This is a genomic window from Pseudomonas sp. MF6747 (genome assembly GCF_963890955.1).
In the GTDB taxonomy this organism is placed as follows: Bacteria; Pseudomonadota; Gammaproteobacteria; order Pseudomonadales; family Pseudomonadaceae; genus Aquipseudomonas.
The window spans coordinates 1-17504 of record NZ_CAWPSZ010000032.1; the positions used below are offsets into that span (position 1 = coordinate 1).

Genomic DNA, 17504 nt, shown 5'->3' on the forward strand with positions numbered 1-17504 from the left:
CCACTGCTGAATAATCCGGTGTCTGGATCAAAGACAAAGCCGCAGTTGTTCGGGTTGTTGTAGCCCGCCGCGCCAGTTTTCGCACGCAGTGCACCGGTCATCAGACCACCCGACAGCGGGAGCTTAGTAGCGATAGCGTTGGTGACAGAAGCTGCGAAATTAGCGTCGCCACCTAGCGCTTTGGCAAGCTCCTCCAATGTGTCAAGGGCTCCCGGAGCACCGTTTACCAGAGCATTGATCGCAGCCTGCACGGTCCCCACAACATACTCGGCGGTGGCCACTGCCTTGGTGTTGGTGCCAGGAGCGGGAGTGACAGCTGTAGCGCCAGGTAGCACAGCATTAGGAATCGTTGTTTTTACGACCCCAAATCGTGCCAGCTCAGTAGAGTCAGACATGACAACAATGTCACTGCCTGCTTGAGGGGATGAGCCCTCAGTGGCGAACAGGCCAGTGTCGCCATCTACGCCAAATGCAAAACCAAGGTTCGCAGCATCGCTTTTCGGTAAGCCCTTTTTAGACCGGACGCCCGCGCCGGCCACGAGCGGTCCGGTCAGGGTACCTCCTGCAAGCGGAAGTTTCTTTGCATCCCCTTGATCGACGTATTCCCGTGTAGCCAAAACTACCGAAGGGTCAATTTTCAACTCGATGTTGGCCGTGCTGGACACAACGAAGTTCATGCGGATGACTTGAGTACGTCCTGACCCCTGTGAAAGGAGAGGTTTGAAGGTTGGCGCGCAGTTTGCCACAGCGACCAGATCGCCAGCTTCGTCGTATAAGCCGATTTCACGAATCCACCGCCCACCTTCATCGGCCGGAATGATCTGCTCAGCGATGAGGACCGCGGCGTTAACCGGGTCAATGCGAAGTTGATTGAGTGGTCGGCGGCGCCACTCATTGATCAGCTTGGTTTGTTTTGCCGACGGGATAGGGTCCGTGTTGTTTGCGTCACCGACACCCATATGGGTGAGCTTCCAAGGGATGCCAAGTGCATTGGCGTTGGCCTGTTTTGCCGCCCCTACGTCTGTAAGGATGGCGAAAAACTGAGAGTTCACATCGATCATGAGTACACGTCCAGGGTATCAATAGTGTGTTCGCGCCCGGCTACACCGAAGGTGCCATTGACCTCGATGTCACGCATGACAGGTGGGTAAACGTCGATTTCATCGCCGTCGTACATGGAAACGCCCATGTGCATTTCGCCGCGTGTTTCGAGACTGATCGCCAAACCGGTTAGATGCCTACTTACCGGTTTGGCGTCATCAATTAGCCGCTCCAGTTCCTGGTACATGTCTTCGGTAATGCCGGCTTCCAACACCCCGACCTTGAGGGCAAAAGTGCCCGGCACGCCCATAGGGGTGGTTTCATACCAGTGCTGAACATCGATCAAGTATCCAAGCGGCTCAACGACTCGTCGCAAGGCACCTACAGTGCCCTTGTGGGCATGCACAAAGAACGATGAGCGAATTACCGAGCGCTTGACCGCTTCAGACCAGTTGTTGTCCCAGCGGTCTACGGACCACGCCCATGCCAGCAACGGCAGGTAAGCAACCGGGCACTTGTCCGGGTTGTAGAGCGTGCGCAACGGTATGTCGCCCACTCCGTCCGTGGCGGCCTCAATAGCACGCTCAAGAAGCGTGCTATTGAGCGGCAGAAGACTTTTCATGTCAGTCCCCCAGCGTCACGGTTACGCCCGTGCAGTAAGCCGCCTGGGCCTTGGTAGGCCGTATGTCTTGCCACCCTGGCAAATCCACGCGCCTGACACCGCTAAGATGCAACTGTGCGTCGATCCCCGAACGAGCAACTTCAACACCCAAACGGCGCCGGGGGTTGATCCAGGCTTTAAGGCGACGCTCAGCCTCAAATAGAAGGCGCTCATTTTCTGAACCCGTACCCTCCATATGCAAAATCGCGTCAATGCGATAATTGATTACCTGGGCACCCTGCACATGGATTCTGTCCGCCACCGGTAAGATGTTGTCTTGGCTAAGGTAGGCCTCTACCTGCTTCAGTAGCGCCTGATCAGCCGTACCATCACCGTTGAGGTGCTGCACAGTGACCACCACAACCGCAGGCGTGGGGCTTTCAGCCGTAGCATCTCCAACCAGCGCCGATGCGCTACGCGCGTGCAGGATGTAGCTGTTACGCGGACCGGCCGTGGTAAGCCCTTCGAAAGCCGCCTGTACGCGTTCGCGCAATGCGTCGTTGGACTCCATCACTTTCGGCGTCGGGGGGAACGTTGTCAGATCCTCAGCCTGAATTACCAAGCGCTGGACGCTAACGTTCGCGGCGAGTTGATCGAGGTCGCCGTCTTGGGCGTATGCCAACAACAACGCTTTAGCCGCATCGTTTACCCGGGCGCGCTCTTGTACGCGGCGATACGCGCCCAATTCCAGCAATTTGACTACCGGGTCGCTCTCTATCGGCGCGCTCCAGTTTTCGCCCATGAACGTGCGAAACGTTTCTAACTGCTCGGCGTAGATTTCCTCAAAGTCCAGGGGTTCCAGCACCTCAGGAACCGGCAGCGTCGACAAATCCACGGTACTCATACCGACACCTCAAGTAAGTGGCTTTCGCCCAGGTATTCGCCTTTCAGCTCCAGCGTTATCTGGCCGCCCACCACCGCCGTCACCCGCACACCCTCAAGCTTTAGTTGCGGCAACCAGCGGCCCAGGGCGCGCGCGGCTTCCGCCTGTACGGCGCTTTTCCAGCCGCCGGACACAGGCAAGTCGACGTAGCGCCGGAGCTTGCTGCCGTACTCGGGACGCTCGCGGCGACTGCCAAGGGGAGTGGTCAGACAGTCCTCAATGCACTGGCGCAAATACTCGATGCCGGAAATGATCTTGCCGGTTCGGCGATCCATTCCCATCATCGGGCGTTACTCCTTGATCAGCTCAAACTCGGGATGCTCAGCCAGATACTTCAGGGCCGGTTCATCGTCTGCCGTTACGGTAACGGTGAAGGCCTCCACCGGCAGCGCGCGACCGTCCTGCAGGATGATCATGCGAGTTCGATACACCTTGTCGCGGTACCGCACCTGGGCGCTGTTTTGCGGCGCACTCTGTTCTACGGTGTCACCTTTGAGTGGCTTGGCCATGTTTCCTCCGGGCATAAAAAACCCGCACTGGGCGGGTCGTTGTGAGTGGGTGTGTTAGTGCTTGTGGTGGTTGTCGCTATTGCCCGCGGCCAGAATGTCAGCGGCACCGGTGATGGTCTGCGTTACGTGTAACGGTCCGTCGATAGTGACCTGGCCGGTCAGACTGATTGCATCACCGGTCAAACTGATTTTTCCAGACTTAACGGTTACAGCGTTATCCGTAACGATGGCCGCCGTAGAACCGACTTTGATTGTTACCGTCCCGCTGGGCAAAGTGATGGTGTAGGACTTGGCTTGCCAGTCGTAGACCAGCGAGCCGCCGTCATCAAACCGCCACACCTCCACATGATCGCGGTTATCCGGCGGCGCCCCGGCGTTGCCGTAAAGCCCTGGAATGAACGTACCCTGGGCGGCCTCACCGCTGGGACTGAATAAAGCGCCCTGCTCTCCCAGACTGGGCGAGCGCCAGTGCCGCGCCTTGCCGGCCGCCAAGCTGTGCCAGCGCACCCAAGCGCTTGTCCAGTCCCCATCCGAAACCCGACATGCCGGCGGCGATGCCGCCAGGTCGACCGCGACCACATAACAAGGTTTGAGCATGGCCGCGATCATGCGGTCATGCTGGGCCGTAGCGTAGCTACTCACGGGATACTCTCCGGCGCGACGTACTGTTGTTCACTGCCCGGCCCAATATCGGGGCTGAAACCGAACACCAGGGAGCCAGGCGGCTCATCTGGCCAAGGCCAATCCGACTCACCGAGTTCAAAGGGTTGAATCCACTGCACCGACCACATGACAAACTGCTCAAGTTCCTGCGTCGGGGCTTCTGGCTGCGCGTGTACCCGCTCCGGCGGGCCGGTAACAAAATCCACATTCCACCACTGATCCTTTAGCACGGTCATCATTTGGCCAGCCAAGATAGCGGCCTGTAGCGATGCCTTGGGGCGGTCCGCTTCAACCAGAATGCAGGATTGAAAACGACCAATGACCGCCGTTTTGCCCTCTCCGCGATCCAGGCCCGGCGCCATATCAGTGATCCCGTACAGCAGCGCCGGCGTCATGACCTCGGCGCCCAACTCCGGGAACTCCTCAACATGCACCACCTTGGGCATGCACTCGCTAATAATGCGAGTGATCGCATCATGTAATGTCGTCAGTTCGCTCATTGGACACACTCAATACCAAGTCGACCATGCCGGAACCATCGGGCTTCAGACGGACAACCTTGTAGCGGCCGCCGCCCAGCAGTGCCGGCAGCTCAATGGTTAAATGATCGCCCTTTTTGACGCACTGGACGTCGATAACACGCGCGGTAAGCGTGGGCTCTAACACCACGTCGGCGTTGATTGCGCCACCCAACCGTGCCGCGCCAGTCTTGCCGCCGCCGATTTCTGCGCCGACAAAGGGCGACGCGAAAGCGCCGGAAACGGGTCGACCATCTGCAAGGGTCACAGGATCACCAAGGCGCTCCACCAGTAGCGCGTCCATGCGCTCAGCGGCGGCCCGAAAGCGAGCGCCTGACATTATTGAACGATCAGCACGTCGGCAAAGCCTGCGACCGAATCGCTCAACAGCTTGCCGTAAGGGGCCGAACCAGCAGCACCAGCAGCAACCAGGCCCCCTTCTTTGACGCTGGCCTTCATGCCAGCCTTCAAACCTGCATCTGCCGGCACATTCCAGCAACCGCCCGTGTGATACACGATAAGCGTGCCCTTGGGGCCGCTCTGAAGCGGCATAACCGCCAGATCGTTGATTACTTGCGGGACACCCGCGACAGAGCCGCCAGTAGGCGCTGGCAGCGTCACAGTGGCGCCGCTGCTTACATAATTGGTAGACATGGCAATTCTTCCTTTCCAGAAACAACAAACCCCGCACAGGGCGGGGCTTTCGGATAGTCAGCGAGTTACGCGCCGACAGACTTATTCAGGCCCCGCGCATCGAGCGCAGAAACGCCGGCATCAATGCGCACCTTGGTAGCGATACCGTCACTGGTAAAGCCTTCCATCTGGTCGATGTACGGCACGTCAACACCATCCAGATAAGCCACTTCGATGGTGTCGCTGTTTTGCTTACCTGCCAGGTACCACGCCGACGACGACGCGTCATCAAGACGCGGGTCAGAGATAACCTGCGCAAAGTCCTTCATAGGGTTAACCACGCCGGCGTTGACTTGCGCATTCGGCACCGAGGCCGAGCGGATCAACTGGTTGGCTTTGTCTTCCAGGGCTACAGGGCACAGCAGGAAGGCCGGGCGAATGTTCAACGTCCGGGTCTTGTCGCCATCCTTCGCCGCCTTGGTCTTTTGCAGCGCCATGGCCGTTTTAGCGGTACTCATCGCTTCGATAGACAGCGCCGAAGCGTTACCGGTAAACAAGTTCTTGCGCGACGCATCGAACAGCGGCTTGCCGTCTTTCATCTTGCCGTTGTTGGTCAGGGTGTCGTACACCAAATCACCGATGGTCGCGCGGGCAGCTTCACCCATCAGCCGCGGAATCGCGCTCAAGGCGTCGAGATCATCGTTGATGATGGCTTGGCGGTTGATGCTGAAGATTTCACCGTAGGTGGCCAGGCGGATCGTTTCACCGCTGTCACCGAGGGTGATGTACTTGTATTCCGCACCCGGGCGCACTTCCCGCAAGGTGGAGAACGAACCCAGGCCCACGCGGTTTGCGACCTTAAAGTCACTCAGTCGGCCCTTCTTGGTCCACAACTGGTAGGTTTCCTCGGCCTGCTCCCAGCCTTGCAGCAACGAACGGTGGGAGGCGTCCAGCAGGATGTTACCGAAGTCGCTGGAGTCGTGAGTAAACGCCAGGCCAACCATGTCCATTGGGCGCAGGCTCGCCACGCCGATACCGCGATCAGACAACGACGCACGGGCCAGCTCGCGCAAGGTCATGTGGTTGTAAGCGTTATCCGCCTCGTTTTCTTCCATGCCGAGGCGGCCATACAGCGAGGCCCGCACCCCGTCGCCCACGATATTGCCGTTGCTGACGTGGCCAGGGTGTCGCTGACTCGCGGTCGGGCTGGTTTTCTCACCGATGGCGGCCAACAGCTTGGCGTTCGCCACTTCCACAGTACAGGCGGTGTCGCCCAGGCAGGTATCGCGCAACGTTTCGTGGCCAGCAAACGATGCAAAGGCCGCGCTGATAGCGTTACGGCGCGAAGCCTCGACCGCAATGCCCTGGGCCAGAAGCTGGTCAGTGTTCAGCGAAGCGTTGGCCACCGGCGGCGCCGGCTCGACAACAGGCACCGCCGGCGGAGTCGTCACAGAGTTACGCGGGTTCATCAAGGTTTTCATATGCGGGGGCATGCTGGTGTACTCCTCCAGGCGTTTCGAATTAAGTTGAGCGGCCGCCTTGATAGGCTCTAAAACTTGGTCTGCGAAGCCGGCCGCCACCGCCTCGTTTCCGTCCATCCACGTAGTCACCTTGAGCAACGCCGCGATTTCATCGACCGACTTGCCCGACTTACGCGCATACGCCTGAATTAACGTGCCCTCGACCTTATCGAGTAAATCGGCGTACTCGCGCATGTCATCGGCGTCACCAACCTGCCCGCCCCAAGGCTTGTGGATCATCATCATGGAATTGGCCGGCATGTAGATCACATCGCCCGCCATCGCCACTACGCTGGCCATGGATGCGGCCATGCCGTCGATGTACACCTCTACACGAGCCGAGTGCCCCCGCAGAATGTTGTACATGGCCGTGCCGTCCATCACGTCACCACCACCGGAATGAATGCGGAGATTGATTTGTGACACGTCACCGAGCGCGGCCAATTCGCGCGCGAACTGGCGCGCCGAAATACCCCACGCTCCGATATCGTCGTAAAGCATGACCTCGGCTACCCCACGGGAAGCGGCGCGAATCGAATACCAGCTTTCCTCGGGCTTATTGGTCGGGCTTATCGACGCCCGTGGCCGCATCAGCGGCCCGTTGTTTTTCGTCATCATTGGGCTGATTCTTCCCGTAGATTTGGTGGTAGTAATCGGAGCTGAATACCAGCCCGTCCTTACGGTTCGCGGCGACTTCAGCCGTGCGCGACGCCTTAAGCTCTGAAGGGTTGCGCTGCCGGGAACGGACCACTTCGGCCTCATCAGCAAAGCCGGCCTCAACCAGCAGTTTCCAGGCCGTTGCCTCATGCACCGGGTTAATCCAGGGCATGACCGGCCCCTGATAAAACGCGCCGTAAACCGTTCGAGGATCTACGCCGGTAGGCACGACTAATTGGCCGCTCATGATCGCCATGCGCAGCCAGTCGCGATAAACCGGGCGACACCAGTAGTCGATGAACTCGTGTTGCAGCAGGTCGTAACCCAACTGCCCTTCCACCAGCTCCTGGCGTTGCGCCGAATAGGTGCCGTCATAGCTACGCGCAACACTGGAGTAGGTGCTACGGGAACCGGCCGCCACAGCCTTCAACTGGACATTACGGAAGCCCTCTAGAAACGGGTTAGGCCGGTTGCTTTCAATCATCCCAACATCTTCACCAGGCAACAGCGTGTCGATCACGATGCCCGGGGCGATTGGAAACGTGCGCTCGGCGCGAACTTCGCCGTTCGCCGGCGGCACAAAGTCCTCCGGCATGCCCTTCTTGATGTACATGGCCAACGCAGCGCTGATACGCGCGGCCACACGCTCGCTTTCCTCGTAGTCCTTGATATCCGCCAGGCGGATTAGCACGGCATGCAGCAGCGGCTGGCCACGGTTTTGGCCAATGCGCTTGCGGTGCGCGATATGAATCATCTGCTCCACCGGCACGCGCTTGGTGTTCTGCGAGAAGTTGCCAGTCAAGTCGCCCGGGTGATTTTTCAGCAAGTGATACGCGCGCACCCGGCGCCATGCATTGCGCTCGATGCCCTGGACAATGCCTGTCGAATAGTCTGTGTATTCGACGGGCAAATAGTCCGGCTCCAGCAGCTCCAGGGCGAAGGGTACGCCGTGCAAATGCTCATAACCGGGCACCTTGCCCATCAGCTTTTGCGCCAACGCTTCGCCGTCACGTAGCCAGGTGCGGCACACCAGGCGCTCCATCTGCGGGCGTGTCAGCTCGCCGGACGCTTCAGGCTTCAGTGACCATTCGCCCCACAGCGCCTTGATCGCGGCCGCAAACTCCACATGCACGCTGCCGTCATAACCGAGCGGGATAGGCTCAACAGCGATGCCGGGGCCACCAACGACGCGTTCTTCAAGCCGGTCGAACAGGCCGGTCACAATGTCGTGGTCTTCGTCCAACTTCCGGCACTGCTCGCGCAATGACTTCAGCGTGCGTTGCAACGAAGCGTCAGCACTGCGTGGCTGTTTTTTTGCTTTGTGCGTGCGGGTAACAGTGGCGGCCTCAAAGGCCATAATCACGTTCCGAGCCCGCAGGCGCTCAGCCACCATTCCGGGGAACAGCGGCGCCAGGGCTTTATCCAGCAGGTTCAATCAAACGCCGCCAGGGAATAGCCCGGACGCCCTCCGCGCTGCACTAGGGCCAATCGGCGCTCCCATTCCTGGCGGCCCTTGATGATCGCCGGCAGATCCGACATGACGACACGTCGGCCGTTGAAAGTAACGTCCTTGCCGGCCAACACGTCCGCTTCGGCTTGCAGGTATTTATCCAGCATGTCCTGGGGATTCAAAGCCATGCGCTCGCTCCTGTTTCAATCCAGCCGCCGGCGGCTGGATTGAAACAGGAGCGAGCGCATGGCTTTGAATCCCCAGGACATGCTGGATAAATACCTGCAAGCCGAAGCGGACGTGTTGGCCGGCAAGGACGTTACTTTCAACGGCCGACGTGTCGTCATGTCGGATCTGCCGGCGATCATCAAGGGCCGCCAGGAATGGGAGCGCCGATTGGCCCTAGTGCAGCGCGGAGGGCGTCCGGGCTATTCCCTGGCGGCGTTTGATTGAACCTGCTGGATAAAGCCCTGGCGCCGCTGTTCCCCGGAATGGTGGCTGAGCGCCTGCGGGCTCGGAACGTGATTATGGCCTTTGAGGCCGCCACTGTTACCCGCACGCACAAAGCAAAAAAACAGCCACGCAGTGCTGACGCTTCGTTGCAACGCACGCTGAAGTCATTGCGCGAGCAGTGCCGGAAGTTGGACGAAGACCACGACATTGTGACCGGCCTGTTCGACCGGCTTGAAGAACGCGTCGTTGGTGGCCCCGGCATCGCTGTTGAGCCTATCCCGCTCGGTTATGACGGCAGCGTGCATGTGGAGTTTGCGGCCGCGATCAAGGCGCTGTGGGGCGAATGGTCACTGAAGCCTGAAGCGTCCGGCGAGCTGACACGCCCGCAGATGGAGCGCCTGGTGTGCCGCACCTGGCTACGTGACGGCGAAGCGTTGGCGCAAAAGCTGATGGGCAAGGTGCCCGGTTATGAGCATTTGCACGGCGTACCCTTCGCCCTGGAGCTGCTGGAGCCGGACTATTTGCCCGTCGAATACACAGACTATTCGACAGGCATTGTCCAGGGCATCGAGCGCAATGCATGGCGCCGGGTGCGCGCGTATCACTTGCTGAAAAATCACCCGGGCGACTTGACTGGCAACTTCTCGCAGAACACCAAGCGCGTGCCGGTGGAGCAGATGATTCATATCGCGCACCGCAAGCGCATTGGCCAAAACCGTGGCCAGCCGCTGCTGCATGCCGTGCTAATCCGCCTGGCGGATATCAAGGACTACGAGGAAAGCGAGCGTGTGGCCGCGCGTATCAGCGCTGCGTTGGCCATGTACATCAAGAAGGGCATGCCGGAGGACTTTGTGCCGCCGGCGAACGGCGAAGTTCGCGCCGAGCGCACGTTTCCAATCGCCCCGGGCATCGTGATCGACACGCTGTTGCCTGGTGAAGATGTTGGGATGATTGAAAGCAACCGGCCTAACCCGTTTCTAGAGGGCTTCCGTAATGTCCAGTTGAAGGCTGTGGCGGCCGGTTCCCGTAGCACCTACTCCAGTGTTGCGCGTAGCTATGACGGCACCTATTCGGCGCAACGCCAGGAGCTGGTGGAAGGGCAGTTGGGTTACGACCTGCTGCAACACGAGTTCATCGACTACTGGTGTCGCCCGGTTTATCGCGACTGGCTGCGCATGGCGATCATGAGCGGCCAATTAGTCGTGCCTACCGGCGTAGATCCTCGAACGGTTTACGGCGCGTTTTATCAGGGGCCGGTCATGCCCTGGATTAACCCGGTGCATGAGGCAACGGCCTGGAAACTGCTGGTTGAGGCCGGCTTTGCTGATGAGGCCGAAGTGGTCCGTTCCCGGCAGCGCAACCCTTCAGAGCTTAAGGCGTCGCGCACGGCTGAAGTCGCCGCGAACCGTAAGGACGGGCTGGTATTCAGCTCCGATTACTACCACCAAATCTACGGGAAGAATCAGCCCAATGATGACGAAAAACAACGGGCCGCTGATGCGGCCACGGGCGTCGATAAGCCCGACCAATAAGCCCGAGGAAAGCTGGTATTCGATTCGCGCCGCTTCCCGTGGGGTAGCCGAGGTCATGCTTTACGACGATATCGGAGCGTGGGGTATTTCGGCGCGCCAGTTCGCGCGCGAATTGGCCGCGCTCGGTGACGTGTCACAAATCAATCTCCGCATTCATTCCGGTGGTGGTGACGTGATGGACGGCACGGCCATGTACAACATTCTGCGGGGGCACTCGGCTCGTGTAGAGGTGTACATCGACGGCATGGCCGCATCCATGGCCAGCGTAGTGGCGATGGCGGGCGATGTGATCTACATGCCGGCCAATTCCATGATGATGATCCACAAGCCTTGGGGCGGGCAGGTTGGTGACGCCGATGACATGCGCGAGTACGCCGATTTACTCGATAAGGTCGAGGGCACGTTAATTCAGGCGTATGCGCGTAAGTCGGGCAAGTCGGTCGATGAAATCGCGGCGTTGCTCAAGGTGACTACGTGGATGGACGGAAACGAGGCGGTGGCGGCCGGCTTCGCAGACCAAGTTTTAGAGCCTATCAAGGCGGCCGCTCAACTTAATTCGAAACGCCTGGAGGAGTACACCAGCATGCCCCCGCATATGAAAACCTTGATGAACCCGCGTAACTCTGTGACGACTCCGCCGGCGGTGCCTGTTGTCGAGCCGGCGCCGCCGGTGGCCAACGCTTCGCTGAACACTGACCAGCTTCTGGCCCAGGGCATTGCGGTCGAGGCTTCGCGCCGTAACGCTATCAGCGCGGCCTTTGCATCGTTTGCTGGCCACGAAACGTTGCGCGATACCTGCCTGGGCGACACCGCCTGTACTGTGGAAGTGGCGAACGCCAAGCTGTTGGCCGCCATCGGTGAGAAAACCAGCCCGACCGCGAGTCAGCGACACCCTGGCCACGTCAGCAACGGCAATATCGTGGGCGACGGGGTGCGGGCCTCGCTGTATGGCCGCCTCGGCATGGAAGAAAACGAGGCGGATAACGCTTACAACCACATGACCTTGCGCGAGCTGGCCCGTGCGTCGTTGTCTGATCGCGGTATCGGCGTGGCGAGCCTGCGCCCAATGGACATGGTTGGCCTGGCGTTTACTCACGACTCCAGCGACTTCGGTAACATCCTGCTGGACGCCTCCCACCGTTCGTTGCTGCAAGGCTGGGAGCAGGCCGAGGAAACCTACCAGTTGTGGACCAAGAAGGGCCGACTGAGTGACTTTAAGGTCGCAAACCGCGTGGGCCTGGGTTCGTTCTCCACCTTGCGGGAAGTGCGCCCGGGTGCGGAATACAAGTACATCACCCTCGGTGACAGCGGTGAAACGATCCGCCTGGCCACCTACGGTGAAATCTTCAGCATCAACCGCCAAGCCATCATCAACGATGATCTCGACGCCTTGAGCGCGATTCCGCGGCTGATGGGTGAAGCTGCCCGCGCGACCATCGGTGATTTGGTGTACGACACCCTGACCAACAACGGCAAGATGAAAGACGGCAAGCCGCTGTTCGATGCGTCGCGCAAGAACTTGTTTACCGGTAACGCTTCGGCGCTGTCTATCGAAGCGATGAGTACCGCTAAAACGGCCATGGCGCTGCAAAAGACCAAGGCGGCGAAGGATGGCGACAAGACCCGGACGTTGAACATTCGCCCGGCCTTCCTGCTGTGCCCTGTAGCCCTGGAAGACAAAGCCAACCAGTTGATCCGCTCGGCCTCGGTGCCGAATGCGCAAGTCAACGCCGGCGTGGTTAACCCTATGAAGGACTTTGCGCAGGTTATCTCTGACCCGCGTCTTGATGACGCGTCGTCGTCGGCGTGGTACCTGGCAGGTAAGCAAAACAGCGACACCATCGAAGTGGCTTATCTGGATGGTGTTGACGTGCCGTACATCGACCAGATGGAAGGCTTTACCAGTGACGGTATCGCTACCAAGGTGCGCATTGATGCCGGCGTTTCTGCGCTCGATGCGCGGGGCCTGAATAAGTCTGTCGGCGCGTAACTCGCTGACTATCCGAAAGCCCCGCCCTGTGCGGGGTTTGTTGTTTCTGGAAAGGAAGAATTGCCATGTCTACCAATTATGTAAGCAGCGGCGCCACTGTGACGCTGCCAGCGCCTACTGGCGGCTCTGTCGCGGGTGTCCCGCAAGTAATCAACGATCTGGCGGTTATGCCGCTTCAGAGCGGCCCCAAGGGCACGCTTATCGTGTATCACACGGGCGGTTGCTGGAATGTGCCGGCAGATGCAGGTTTGAAGGCTGGCATGAAGGCCAGCGTCAAAGAAGGGGGCCTGGTTGCTGCTGGTGCTGCTGGTTCGGCCCCTTACGGCAAGCTGTTGAGCGATTCGGTCGCAGGCTTTGCCGACGTGCTGATCGTTCAATAATGTCAGGCGCTCGCTTTCGGGCCGCCGCTGAGCGCATGGACGCGCTACTGGTGGAGCGCCTTGGTGATCCTGTGACCCTTGCAGATGGTCGACCCGTTTCCGGCGCTTTCGCGTCGCCCTTTGTCGGCGCAGAAATCGGCGGCGGCAAGACTGGCGCGGCACGGTTGGGTGGCGCAATCAACGCCGACGTGGTGTTAGAGCCCACGCTTACCGCGCGTGTTATCGACGTCCAGTGCGTCAAAAAGGGCGATCATTTAACCATTGAGCTGCCGGCACTGCTGGGCGGCGGCCGCTACAAGGTTGTCCGTCTGAAGCCCGATGGTTCCGGCATGGTCGACTTGGTATTGAGTGTGTCCAATGAGCGAACTGACGACATTACATGATGCGATCACTCGCATTATTAGCGAGTGCATGCCCAAGGTGGTGCATGTTGAGGAGTTCCCGGAGTTGGGCGCCGAGGTCATGACGCCGGCGCTGCTGTACGGGATCACTGATATGGCGCCGGGCCTGGATCGCGGAGAGGGCAAAACGGCGGTCATTGGTCGTTTTCAATCCTGCATTCTGGTTGAAGCGGACCGCCCCAAGGCATCGCTACAGGCCGCTATCTTGGCTGGCCAAATGATGACCGTGCTAAAGGATCAGTGGTGGAATGTGGATTTTGTTACCGGCCCGCCGGAGCGGGTACACGCGCAGCCAGAAGCCCCGACGCAGGAACTTGAGCAGTTTGTCATGTGGTCGGTGCAGTGGATTCAACCCTTTGAACTCGGTGAGTCGGATTGGCCTTGGCCAGATGAGCCGCCTGGCTCCCTGGTGTTCGGTTTCAGCCCCGATATTGGGCCGGGCAGTGAACAACAGTACGTCGCGCCGGAGAGTATCCCGTGAGTAGCTACGCTACGGCCCAGCATGACCGCATGATCGCGGCCATGCTCAAACCTTGTTATGTGGTCGCGGTCGACCTGGCGGCATCGCCGCCGGCATGTCGGGTTTCGGATGGGGACTGGACAAGCGCTTGGGTGCGCTGGCACAGCTTGGCGGCCGGCAAGGCGCGGCACTGGCGCTCGCCCAGTCTGGGAGAGCAGGGCGCTTTATTCAGTCCCAGCGGTGAGGCCGCCCAGGGTACGTTCATTCCAGGGCTTTACGGCAACGCCGGGGCGCCGCCGGATAACCGCGATCATGTGGAGGTGTGGCGGTTTGATGACGGCGGCTCGCTGGTCTACGACTGGCAAGCCAAGTCCTACACCATCACTTTGCCCAGCGGGACGGTAACAATCAAAGTCGGTTCTACGGCGGCCATCGTTACGGATAACGCTGTAACCGTTAAGTCTGGAAAAATCAGTTTGACCGGTGATGCAATCAGTCTGACCGGCCAGGTCACTATCGACGGACCGTTACACGTAACGCAGACCATCACCGGTGCCGCTGACATTCTGGCCGCGGGCAATAGCGACAACCACCACAAGCACTAACACACCCACTCACAACGACCCGCCCAGTGCGGGTTTTTTATGCCCGGAGGAAACATGGCCAAGCCACTCAAAGGTGACACCGTAGAACAGAGTGCGCCGCAAAACAGCGCCCAGGTGCGGTACCGCGACAAGGTGTATCGAACTCGCATGATCATCCTGCAGGACGGTCGCGCGCTGCCGGTGGAGGCCTTCACCGTTACCGTAACGGCAGACGATGAACCGGCCCTGAAGTATCTGGCTGAGCATCCCGAGTTTGAGCTGATCAAGGAGTAACGCCCGATGATGGGAATGGATCGCCGAACCGGCAAGATCATTTCCGGCATCGAGTATTTGCGCCAGTGCATTGAGGACTGTCTGACCACTCCCCTTGGCAGTCGCCGCGAGCGTCCCGAGTACGGCAGCAAGCTCCGGCGCTACGTCGACTTGCCTGTGTCCGGCGGCTGGAAAAGCGCCGTACAGGCGGAAGCCGCGCGCGCCCTGGGCCGCTGGTTGCCGCAACTAAAGCTTGAGGGTGTGCGGGTGACGGCGGTGGTGGGCGGCCAGATAACGCTGGAGCTGAAAGGCGAATACCTGGGCGAAAGCCACTTACTTGAGGTGTCGGTATGAGTACCGTGGATTTGTCGACGCTGCCGGTTCCTGAGGTGCTGGAACCCCTGGACTTTGAGGAAATCTACGCCGAGCAGTTAGAAACGTTTCGCACGTTCATGGGCGAAAACTGGAGCGCGCCGATAGAGAGCGACCCGGTAGTCAAATTGCTGGAATTGGGCGCGTATCGCCGCGTACAAGAGCGCGCCCGGGTAAACGATGCGGCTAAAGCGTTGTTGTTGGCATACGCCCAAGACGGCGACCTCGATCAACTCGCCGCGAACGTTAGCGTCCAGCGCTTGGTAATTCAGGCTGAGGATCTGACAACGTTCCCCCCGACGCCGAAAGTGATGGAGTCCAACGACGCATTGCGCGAACGCGTACAGGCGGCTTTCGAAGGGCTTACCACGGCCGGTCCGCGTAACAGCTACATCCTGCACGCGCGTAGCGCATCGGCGCTGGTTGGAGATGCTACGGCTGAAAGCCCCACGCCTGCGGTTGTGGTGGTCACTGTGCAGCACCTCAACGGTGATGGTACGGCTGATCAGGCGCTACTGAAGCAGGTAGAGGCCTACCTTAGCCAAGACAACATCTTACCGGTGGCGGACAGAATCCATGTGCAGGGTGCCCAGGTAATCAATTATCGCATTGACGCGATTTTGCATATGGAGGGTACGGGTTCAGAAAATGAGCGCCTTCTATTTGAGGCTGAGCGTCGCCTTAAAGCCTGGATCAACCCCCGGCGCCGTTTGGGTGTTGAAGTTGCTCGTTCGGGGATCGACGCACAGTTGCATCTTAGCGGTGTCAGGCGCGTGGATTTGCCAGGGTGGCAAGACATACGGCCTACCAAGGCCCAGGCGGCTTACTGCACGGGCGTAACCGTGACGCTGGGGGACTGACATGAAAAGTCTTCTGCCGCTCAATAGCACGCTTCTTGAGCGTGCTATTGAGGCCGCCACGGACGGAGTGGGCGACATACCGTTGCGCACGCTCTACAACCCGGACAAGTGCCCGGTTGCTTACCTGCCGTTGCTGGCATGGGCGTGGTCCGTAGACCGCTGGGACAACAACTGGTCTGAAGCGGTCAAGCGCTCGGTAATTCGCTCATCGTTCTTTGTGCATGCCCACAAGGGCACTGTAGGTGCCTTGCGACGAGTCGTTGAGCCGCTTGGATACTTGATCGATGTTCAGCACTGGTATGAAACCACCCCTATGGGCGTGCCGGGCACTTTTGCCCTCAAGGTCGGGGTGTTGGAAGCCGGCATTACCGAAGACATGTACCAGGAACTGGAGCGGCTAATTGATGACGCCAAACCGGTAAGTAGGCATCTAACCGGTTTGGCGATCAGTCTCGAAACACGCGGCGAAATGCACATGGGCGTTTCCATGTACGACGGCGATGAAATCGACGTTTACCCACCTGTCATGCGTGACATCGAGGTCAATGGCACCTTCGGTGTAGCCGGGCGCGAACACACTATTGATACCCTGGACGTGTACTCATGATCGATGTGAACTCTCAGTTTTTCGCCATCCTTACAGACGTAGGGGCGGCAAAACAGGCCAACGCCAATGCACTTGGCATCCCTTGGAAGCTCACCCATATGGGTGTCGGTGACGCAAACAACACGGACCCTATCCCGTCGGCAAAACAAACCAAGCTGATCAATGAGTGGCGCCGCCGACCACTCAATCAACTTCGCATTGACCCGGTTAACGCCGCGGTCCTCATCGCTGAGCAGATCATTCCGGCCGATGAAGGTGGGCGGTGGATTCGTGAAATCGGCTTATACGACGAAGCTGGCGATCTGGTCGCTGTGGCAAACTGCGCGCCAACCTTCAAACCTCTCCTTTCACAGGGGTCAGGACGTACTCAAGTCATCCGCATGAACTTCGTTGTGTCCAGCACGGCCAACATCGAGTTGAAAATTGACCCTTCGGTAGTTTTGGCTACACGGGAATACGTCGATCAAGGGGATGCAAAGAAACTTCCGCTTGCAGGAGGTACCCTGACCGGACCGCTCGTGGCCGGCGCGGGCGTCCGGTCTAAAAAGGGCTTACCGAAAAGCGATGCTGCGAACCTTGGTTTTGCATTTGGCGTAGATGGCGACACTGGCCTGTTCGCCACTGAGGGCTCATCCCCTCAAGCAGGCAGTGACATTGTTGTCATGTCTGACTCTACTGAGCTGGCACGATTTGGGGTCGTAAAAACAACGATTCCTAATGCTGTGCTACCTGGCGCTACAGCTGTCACTCCCGCTCCTGGCACCAACACCAAGGCAGTGGCCACCGCCGAGTATGTTGTGGGGACCGTGCAGGCTGCGATCAATGCTCTGGTAAACGGTGCTCCGGGAGCCCTTGACACATTGGAGGAGCTTGCCAAAGCGCTAGGTGGCGACGCTAATTTCGCAGCTTCTGTCACCAACGCTATCGCTACTAAGCTCCCGCTGTCGGGTGGTCTGATGACCGGTGCACTGCGTGCGAAAACTGGCGCGGCGGGCTACAACAACCCGAACAACTGCGGCTTTGTCTTTGATCCAGACACCGGATTATTCAGCAGTGG

The 17504-nt window shown here is 59.3% G+C and carries 24 protein-coding genes; 12 read left to right on the forward strand and 12 right to left on the reverse strand.

All coding sequences use genetic code 11. The features are described from left to right. From AACW30_RS21975 to AACW30_RS21920, 12 genes are all read right to left on the reverse strand, one after another. Positions 1-1061: phage tail protein (locus AACW30_RS21975; protein WP_234452770.1), on the reverse strand; the 1061-nt coding region annotated here is incomplete at its 3' end. Beyond that, positions 1058-1663 (reverse strand): phage tail protein I, encoded by a 606-nt coding sequence (locus tag AACW30_RS21970; RefSeq protein ID WP_200625748.1) that lies wholly within the window; start codon positions 1661-1663, stop codon positions 1058-1060. The genes AACW30_RS21970 and AACW30_RS21975, both read right to left, overlap by 4 nt. A 1-nt stretch (position 1664) precedes the next feature. Then, the gene (locus AACW30_RS21965; RefSeq protein ID WP_200625749.1) at positions 1665-2546 is read right to left on the reverse strand and encodes a baseplate J/gp47 family protein; all 882 of its coding nucleotides are present in this window, start codon (positions 2544-2546) and stop codon (positions 1665-1667) included. Continuing rightward, entirely contained in the window at positions 2543-2869 is a 327-nt protein-coding gene (locus tag AACW30_RS21960) for a GPW/gp25 family protein (protein WP_200625750.1), read from the reverse strand. The genes AACW30_RS21965 and AACW30_RS21960 overlap by 4 nt, the downstream gene beginning before the upstream one ends. Before the next feature lie 6 nt (positions 2870-2875). Beyond that, positions 2876-3094 carry a hypothetical protein gene (locus AACW30_RS21955; RefSeq protein ID WP_200625751.1) on the reverse strand — a complete coding sequence of 73 codons (219 nt, stop codon included), beginning with the start codon at positions 3092-3094 and terminating at the stop codon, positions 2876-2878. 54 nt (positions 3095-3148) lie between these two features. Beyond that, a complete protein-coding gene (locus tag AACW30_RS21950) occupies positions 3149-3703 on the reverse strand; it encodes a phage baseplate assembly protein V (RefSeq protein WP_200625757.1) in 555 nt (184 codons plus the stop codon). Between the two features lie 29 nt (positions 3704-3732). Next, positions 3733-4257: a hypothetical protein gene (locus tag AACW30_RS21945; protein WP_234452771.1), complete on the reverse strand. Its 525-nt coding sequence runs from the start codon at positions 4255-4257 to the stop codon at positions 3733-3735. Further along, on the reverse strand, positions 4232-4615 hold the full coding sequence (locus AACW30_RS21940) for a head-tail joining protein (RefSeq protein ID WP_200625752.1): 384 nt from the start codon (positions 4613-4615) through the stop codon (positions 4232-4234). Before AACW30_RS21940 ends, AACW30_RS21945 begins: the two co-directional genes overlap by 26 nt. Then, complete coding sequence (locus tag AACW30_RS21935; protein WP_200625753.1) at positions 4615-4929, reverse strand: hypothetical protein; 315 nt, start codon at positions 4927-4929, stop codon at positions 4615-4617. Before AACW30_RS21935 ends, AACW30_RS21940 begins: the two co-directional genes overlap by 1 nt. Before the next feature lie 65 nt (positions 4930-4994). Further along, positions 4995-7046 carry a ClpP-like prohead protease/major capsid protein fusion protein gene (locus AACW30_RS21930; protein WP_200625754.1) on the reverse strand — a complete coding sequence of 684 codons (2052 nt, stop codon included), beginning with the start codon at positions 7044-7046 and terminating at the stop codon, positions 4995-4997. After that, positions 6985-8520, reverse strand: a complete 1536-nt coding sequence (locus AACW30_RS21925) for a phage portal protein (RefSeq protein ID WP_200625755.1) — start codon at positions 8518-8520, stop codon at positions 6985-6987. Before AACW30_RS21925 ends, AACW30_RS21930 begins: the two co-directional genes overlap by 62 nt. Beyond that, entirely contained in the window at positions 8517-8723 is a 207-nt protein-coding gene (locus AACW30_RS21920) for a primosomal replication protein PriB/PriC domain protein (RefSeq protein WP_200625756.1), read from the reverse strand. Before AACW30_RS21920 ends, AACW30_RS21925 begins: the two co-directional genes overlap by 4 nt. 58 nt (positions 8724-8781) lie before the next feature. On the opposite strand from AACW30_RS21920, the gene AACW30_RS21915 reads away from it, so the two are divergent. From AACW30_RS21915 to AACW30_RS21860, 12 genes are all read left to right on the forward strand, one after another. Beyond that, on the forward strand, positions 8782-8988 hold the full coding sequence (locus tag AACW30_RS21915) for a primosomal replication protein PriB/PriC domain protein (RefSeq protein WP_200625756.1): 207 nt from the start codon (positions 8782-8784) through the stop codon (positions 8986-8988). Then, the gene (locus AACW30_RS21910; protein ID WP_200625755.1) at positions 8985-10520 is read left to right on the forward strand and encodes a phage portal protein; all 1536 of its coding nucleotides are present in this window, start codon (positions 8985-8987) and stop codon (positions 10518-10520) included. Before AACW30_RS21915 ends, AACW30_RS21910 begins: the two co-directional genes overlap by 4 nt. Beyond that, positions 10459-12510 carry a ClpP-like prohead protease/major capsid protein fusion protein gene (locus tag AACW30_RS21905; RefSeq protein WP_200625754.1) on the forward strand — a complete coding sequence of 684 codons (2052 nt, stop codon included), beginning with the start codon at positions 10459-10461 and terminating at the stop codon, positions 12508-12510. Before AACW30_RS21910 ends, AACW30_RS21905 begins: the two co-directional genes overlap by 62 nt. A 65-nt stretch (positions 12511-12575) precedes the next feature. Continuing rightward, positions 12576-12890 carry a hypothetical protein gene (locus AACW30_RS21900; protein ID WP_200625753.1) on the forward strand — a complete coding sequence of 105 codons (315 nt, stop codon included), beginning with the start codon at positions 12576-12578 and terminating at the stop codon, positions 12888-12890. Then, on the forward strand, positions 12890-13273 hold the full coding sequence (locus tag AACW30_RS21895) for a head-tail joining protein (protein WP_200625752.1): 384 nt from the start codon (positions 12890-12892) through the stop codon (positions 13271-13273). Before AACW30_RS21900 ends, AACW30_RS21895 begins: the two co-directional genes overlap by 1 nt. Beyond that, positions 13248-13772, forward strand: coding sequence for a hypothetical protein (locus AACW30_RS21890; protein WP_234452771.1), 525 nt, complete (start codon positions 13248-13250; stop codon positions 13770-13772). Before AACW30_RS21895 ends, AACW30_RS21890 begins: the two co-directional genes overlap by 26 nt. Before the next feature lie 29 nt (positions 13773-13801). Next, the gene (locus tag AACW30_RS21885; protein WP_200625757.1) at positions 13802-14356 is read left to right on the forward strand and encodes a phage baseplate assembly protein V; all 555 of its coding nucleotides are present in this window, start codon (positions 13802-13804) and stop codon (positions 14354-14356) included. A 54-nt stretch (positions 14357-14410) separates the two neighbouring features. Then, complete coding sequence (locus tag AACW30_RS21880; protein WP_200625751.1) at positions 14411-14629, forward strand: hypothetical protein; 219 nt, start codon at positions 14411-14413, stop codon at positions 14627-14629. Positions 14630-14635: 6 nt separating this feature from the next. Further along, entirely contained in the window at positions 14636-14962 is a 327-nt protein-coding gene (locus AACW30_RS21875) for a GPW/gp25 family protein (RefSeq protein ID WP_200625750.1), read from the forward strand. After that, positions 14959-15840 carry a baseplate J/gp47 family protein gene (locus AACW30_RS21870; protein ID WP_200625749.1) on the forward strand — a complete coding sequence of 294 codons (882 nt, stop codon included), beginning with the start codon at positions 14959-14961 and terminating at the stop codon, positions 15838-15840. The genes AACW30_RS21875 and AACW30_RS21870 overlap by 4 nt, the downstream gene beginning before the upstream one ends. Position 15841: 1 nt before the next feature. After that, positions 15842-16447, forward strand: coding sequence for a phage tail protein I (locus AACW30_RS21865; protein WP_200625748.1), 606 nt, complete (start codon positions 15842-15844; stop codon positions 16445-16447). Continuing rightward, positions 16444-17504, forward strand: a 1061-nt coding sequence (locus AACW30_RS21860; protein WP_234452770.1) for a phage tail protein, incomplete at its 3' end; no start/stop codon positions are given. The genes AACW30_RS21865 and AACW30_RS21860, both read left to right, overlap by 4 nt.

What these genes read in the sequence shown, in the direction of transcription:
- AACW30_RS21970 (WP_200625748.1), bottom strand. Translation starts at nt 1,663, where the DNA reads ATGAAAAGTCTTCTGCCGCTCAATAGCACGCTTCTTGAGCGTGCTATT.
- AACW30_RS21965 (WP_200625749.1), bottom strand. Translation starts at nt 2,546, where the DNA reads ATGAGTACCGTGGATTTGTCGACGCTGCCGGTTCCTGAGGTGCTGGAA.
- AACW30_RS21960 (WP_200625750.1), bottom strand. Translation starts at nt 2,869, where the DNA reads ATGATGGGAATGGATCGCCGAACCGGCAAGATCATTTCCGGCATCGAG.
- AACW30_RS21955 (WP_200625751.1), bottom strand. Translation starts at nt 3,094, where the DNA reads ATGGCCAAGCCACTCAAAGGTGACACCGTAGAACAGAGTGCGCCGCAA.
- AACW30_RS21950 (WP_200625757.1), bottom strand. Translation starts at nt 3,703, where the DNA reads ATGATCGCGGCCATGCTCAAACCTTGTTATGTGGTCGCGGTCGACCTG.
- AACW30_RS21945 (WP_234452771.1), bottom strand. Translation starts at nt 4,257, where the DNA reads ATGAGCGAACTGACGACATTACATGATGCGATCACTCGCATTATTAGC.
- AACW30_RS21940 (WP_200625752.1), bottom strand. Translation starts at nt 4,615, where the DNA reads ATGTCAGGCGCTCGCTTTCGGGCCGCCGCTGAGCGCATGGACGCGCTA.
- AACW30_RS21935 (WP_200625753.1), bottom strand. Translation starts at nt 4,929, where the DNA reads ATGTCTACCAATTATGTAAGCAGCGGCGCCACTGTGACGCTGCCAGCG.
- AACW30_RS21930 (WP_200625754.1), bottom strand. Translation starts at nt 7,046, where the DNA reads ATGATGACGAAAAACAACGGGCCGCTGATGCGGCCACGGGCGTCGATA.
- AACW30_RS21920 (WP_200625756.1), bottom strand. Translation starts at nt 8,723, where the DNA reads ATGGCTTTGAATCCCCAGGACATGCTGGATAAATACCTGCAAGCCGAA.
- AACW30_RS21915 (WP_200625756.1), top strand. Translation starts at nt 8,782, where the DNA reads ATGGCTTTGAATCCCCAGGACATGCTGGATAAATACCTGCAAGCCGAA.
- AACW30_RS21905 (WP_200625754.1), top strand. Translation starts at nt 10,459, where the DNA reads ATGATGACGAAAAACAACGGGCCGCTGATGCGGCCACGGGCGTCGATA.
- AACW30_RS21900 (WP_200625753.1), top strand. Translation starts at nt 12,576, where the DNA reads ATGTCTACCAATTATGTAAGCAGCGGCGCCACTGTGACGCTGCCAGCG.
- AACW30_RS21895 (WP_200625752.1), top strand. Translation starts at nt 12,890, where the DNA reads ATGTCAGGCGCTCGCTTTCGGGCCGCCGCTGAGCGCATGGACGCGCTA.
- AACW30_RS21890 (WP_234452771.1), top strand. Translation starts at nt 13,248, where the DNA reads ATGAGCGAACTGACGACATTACATGATGCGATCACTCGCATTATTAGC.
- AACW30_RS21885 (WP_200625757.1), top strand. Translation starts at nt 13,802, where the DNA reads ATGATCGCGGCCATGCTCAAACCTTGTTATGTGGTCGCGGTCGACCTG.
- AACW30_RS21880 (WP_200625751.1), top strand. Translation starts at nt 14,411, where the DNA reads ATGGCCAAGCCACTCAAAGGTGACACCGTAGAACAGAGTGCGCCGCAA.
- AACW30_RS21875 (WP_200625750.1), top strand. Translation starts at nt 14,636, where the DNA reads ATGATGGGAATGGATCGCCGAACCGGCAAGATCATTTCCGGCATCGAG.
- AACW30_RS21870 (WP_200625749.1), top strand. Translation starts at nt 14,959, where the DNA reads ATGAGTACCGTGGATTTGTCGACGCTGCCGGTTCCTGAGGTGCTGGAA.
- AACW30_RS21865 (WP_200625748.1), top strand. Translation starts at nt 15,842, where the DNA reads ATGAAAAGTCTTCTGCCGCTCAATAGCACGCTTCTTGAGCGTGCTATT.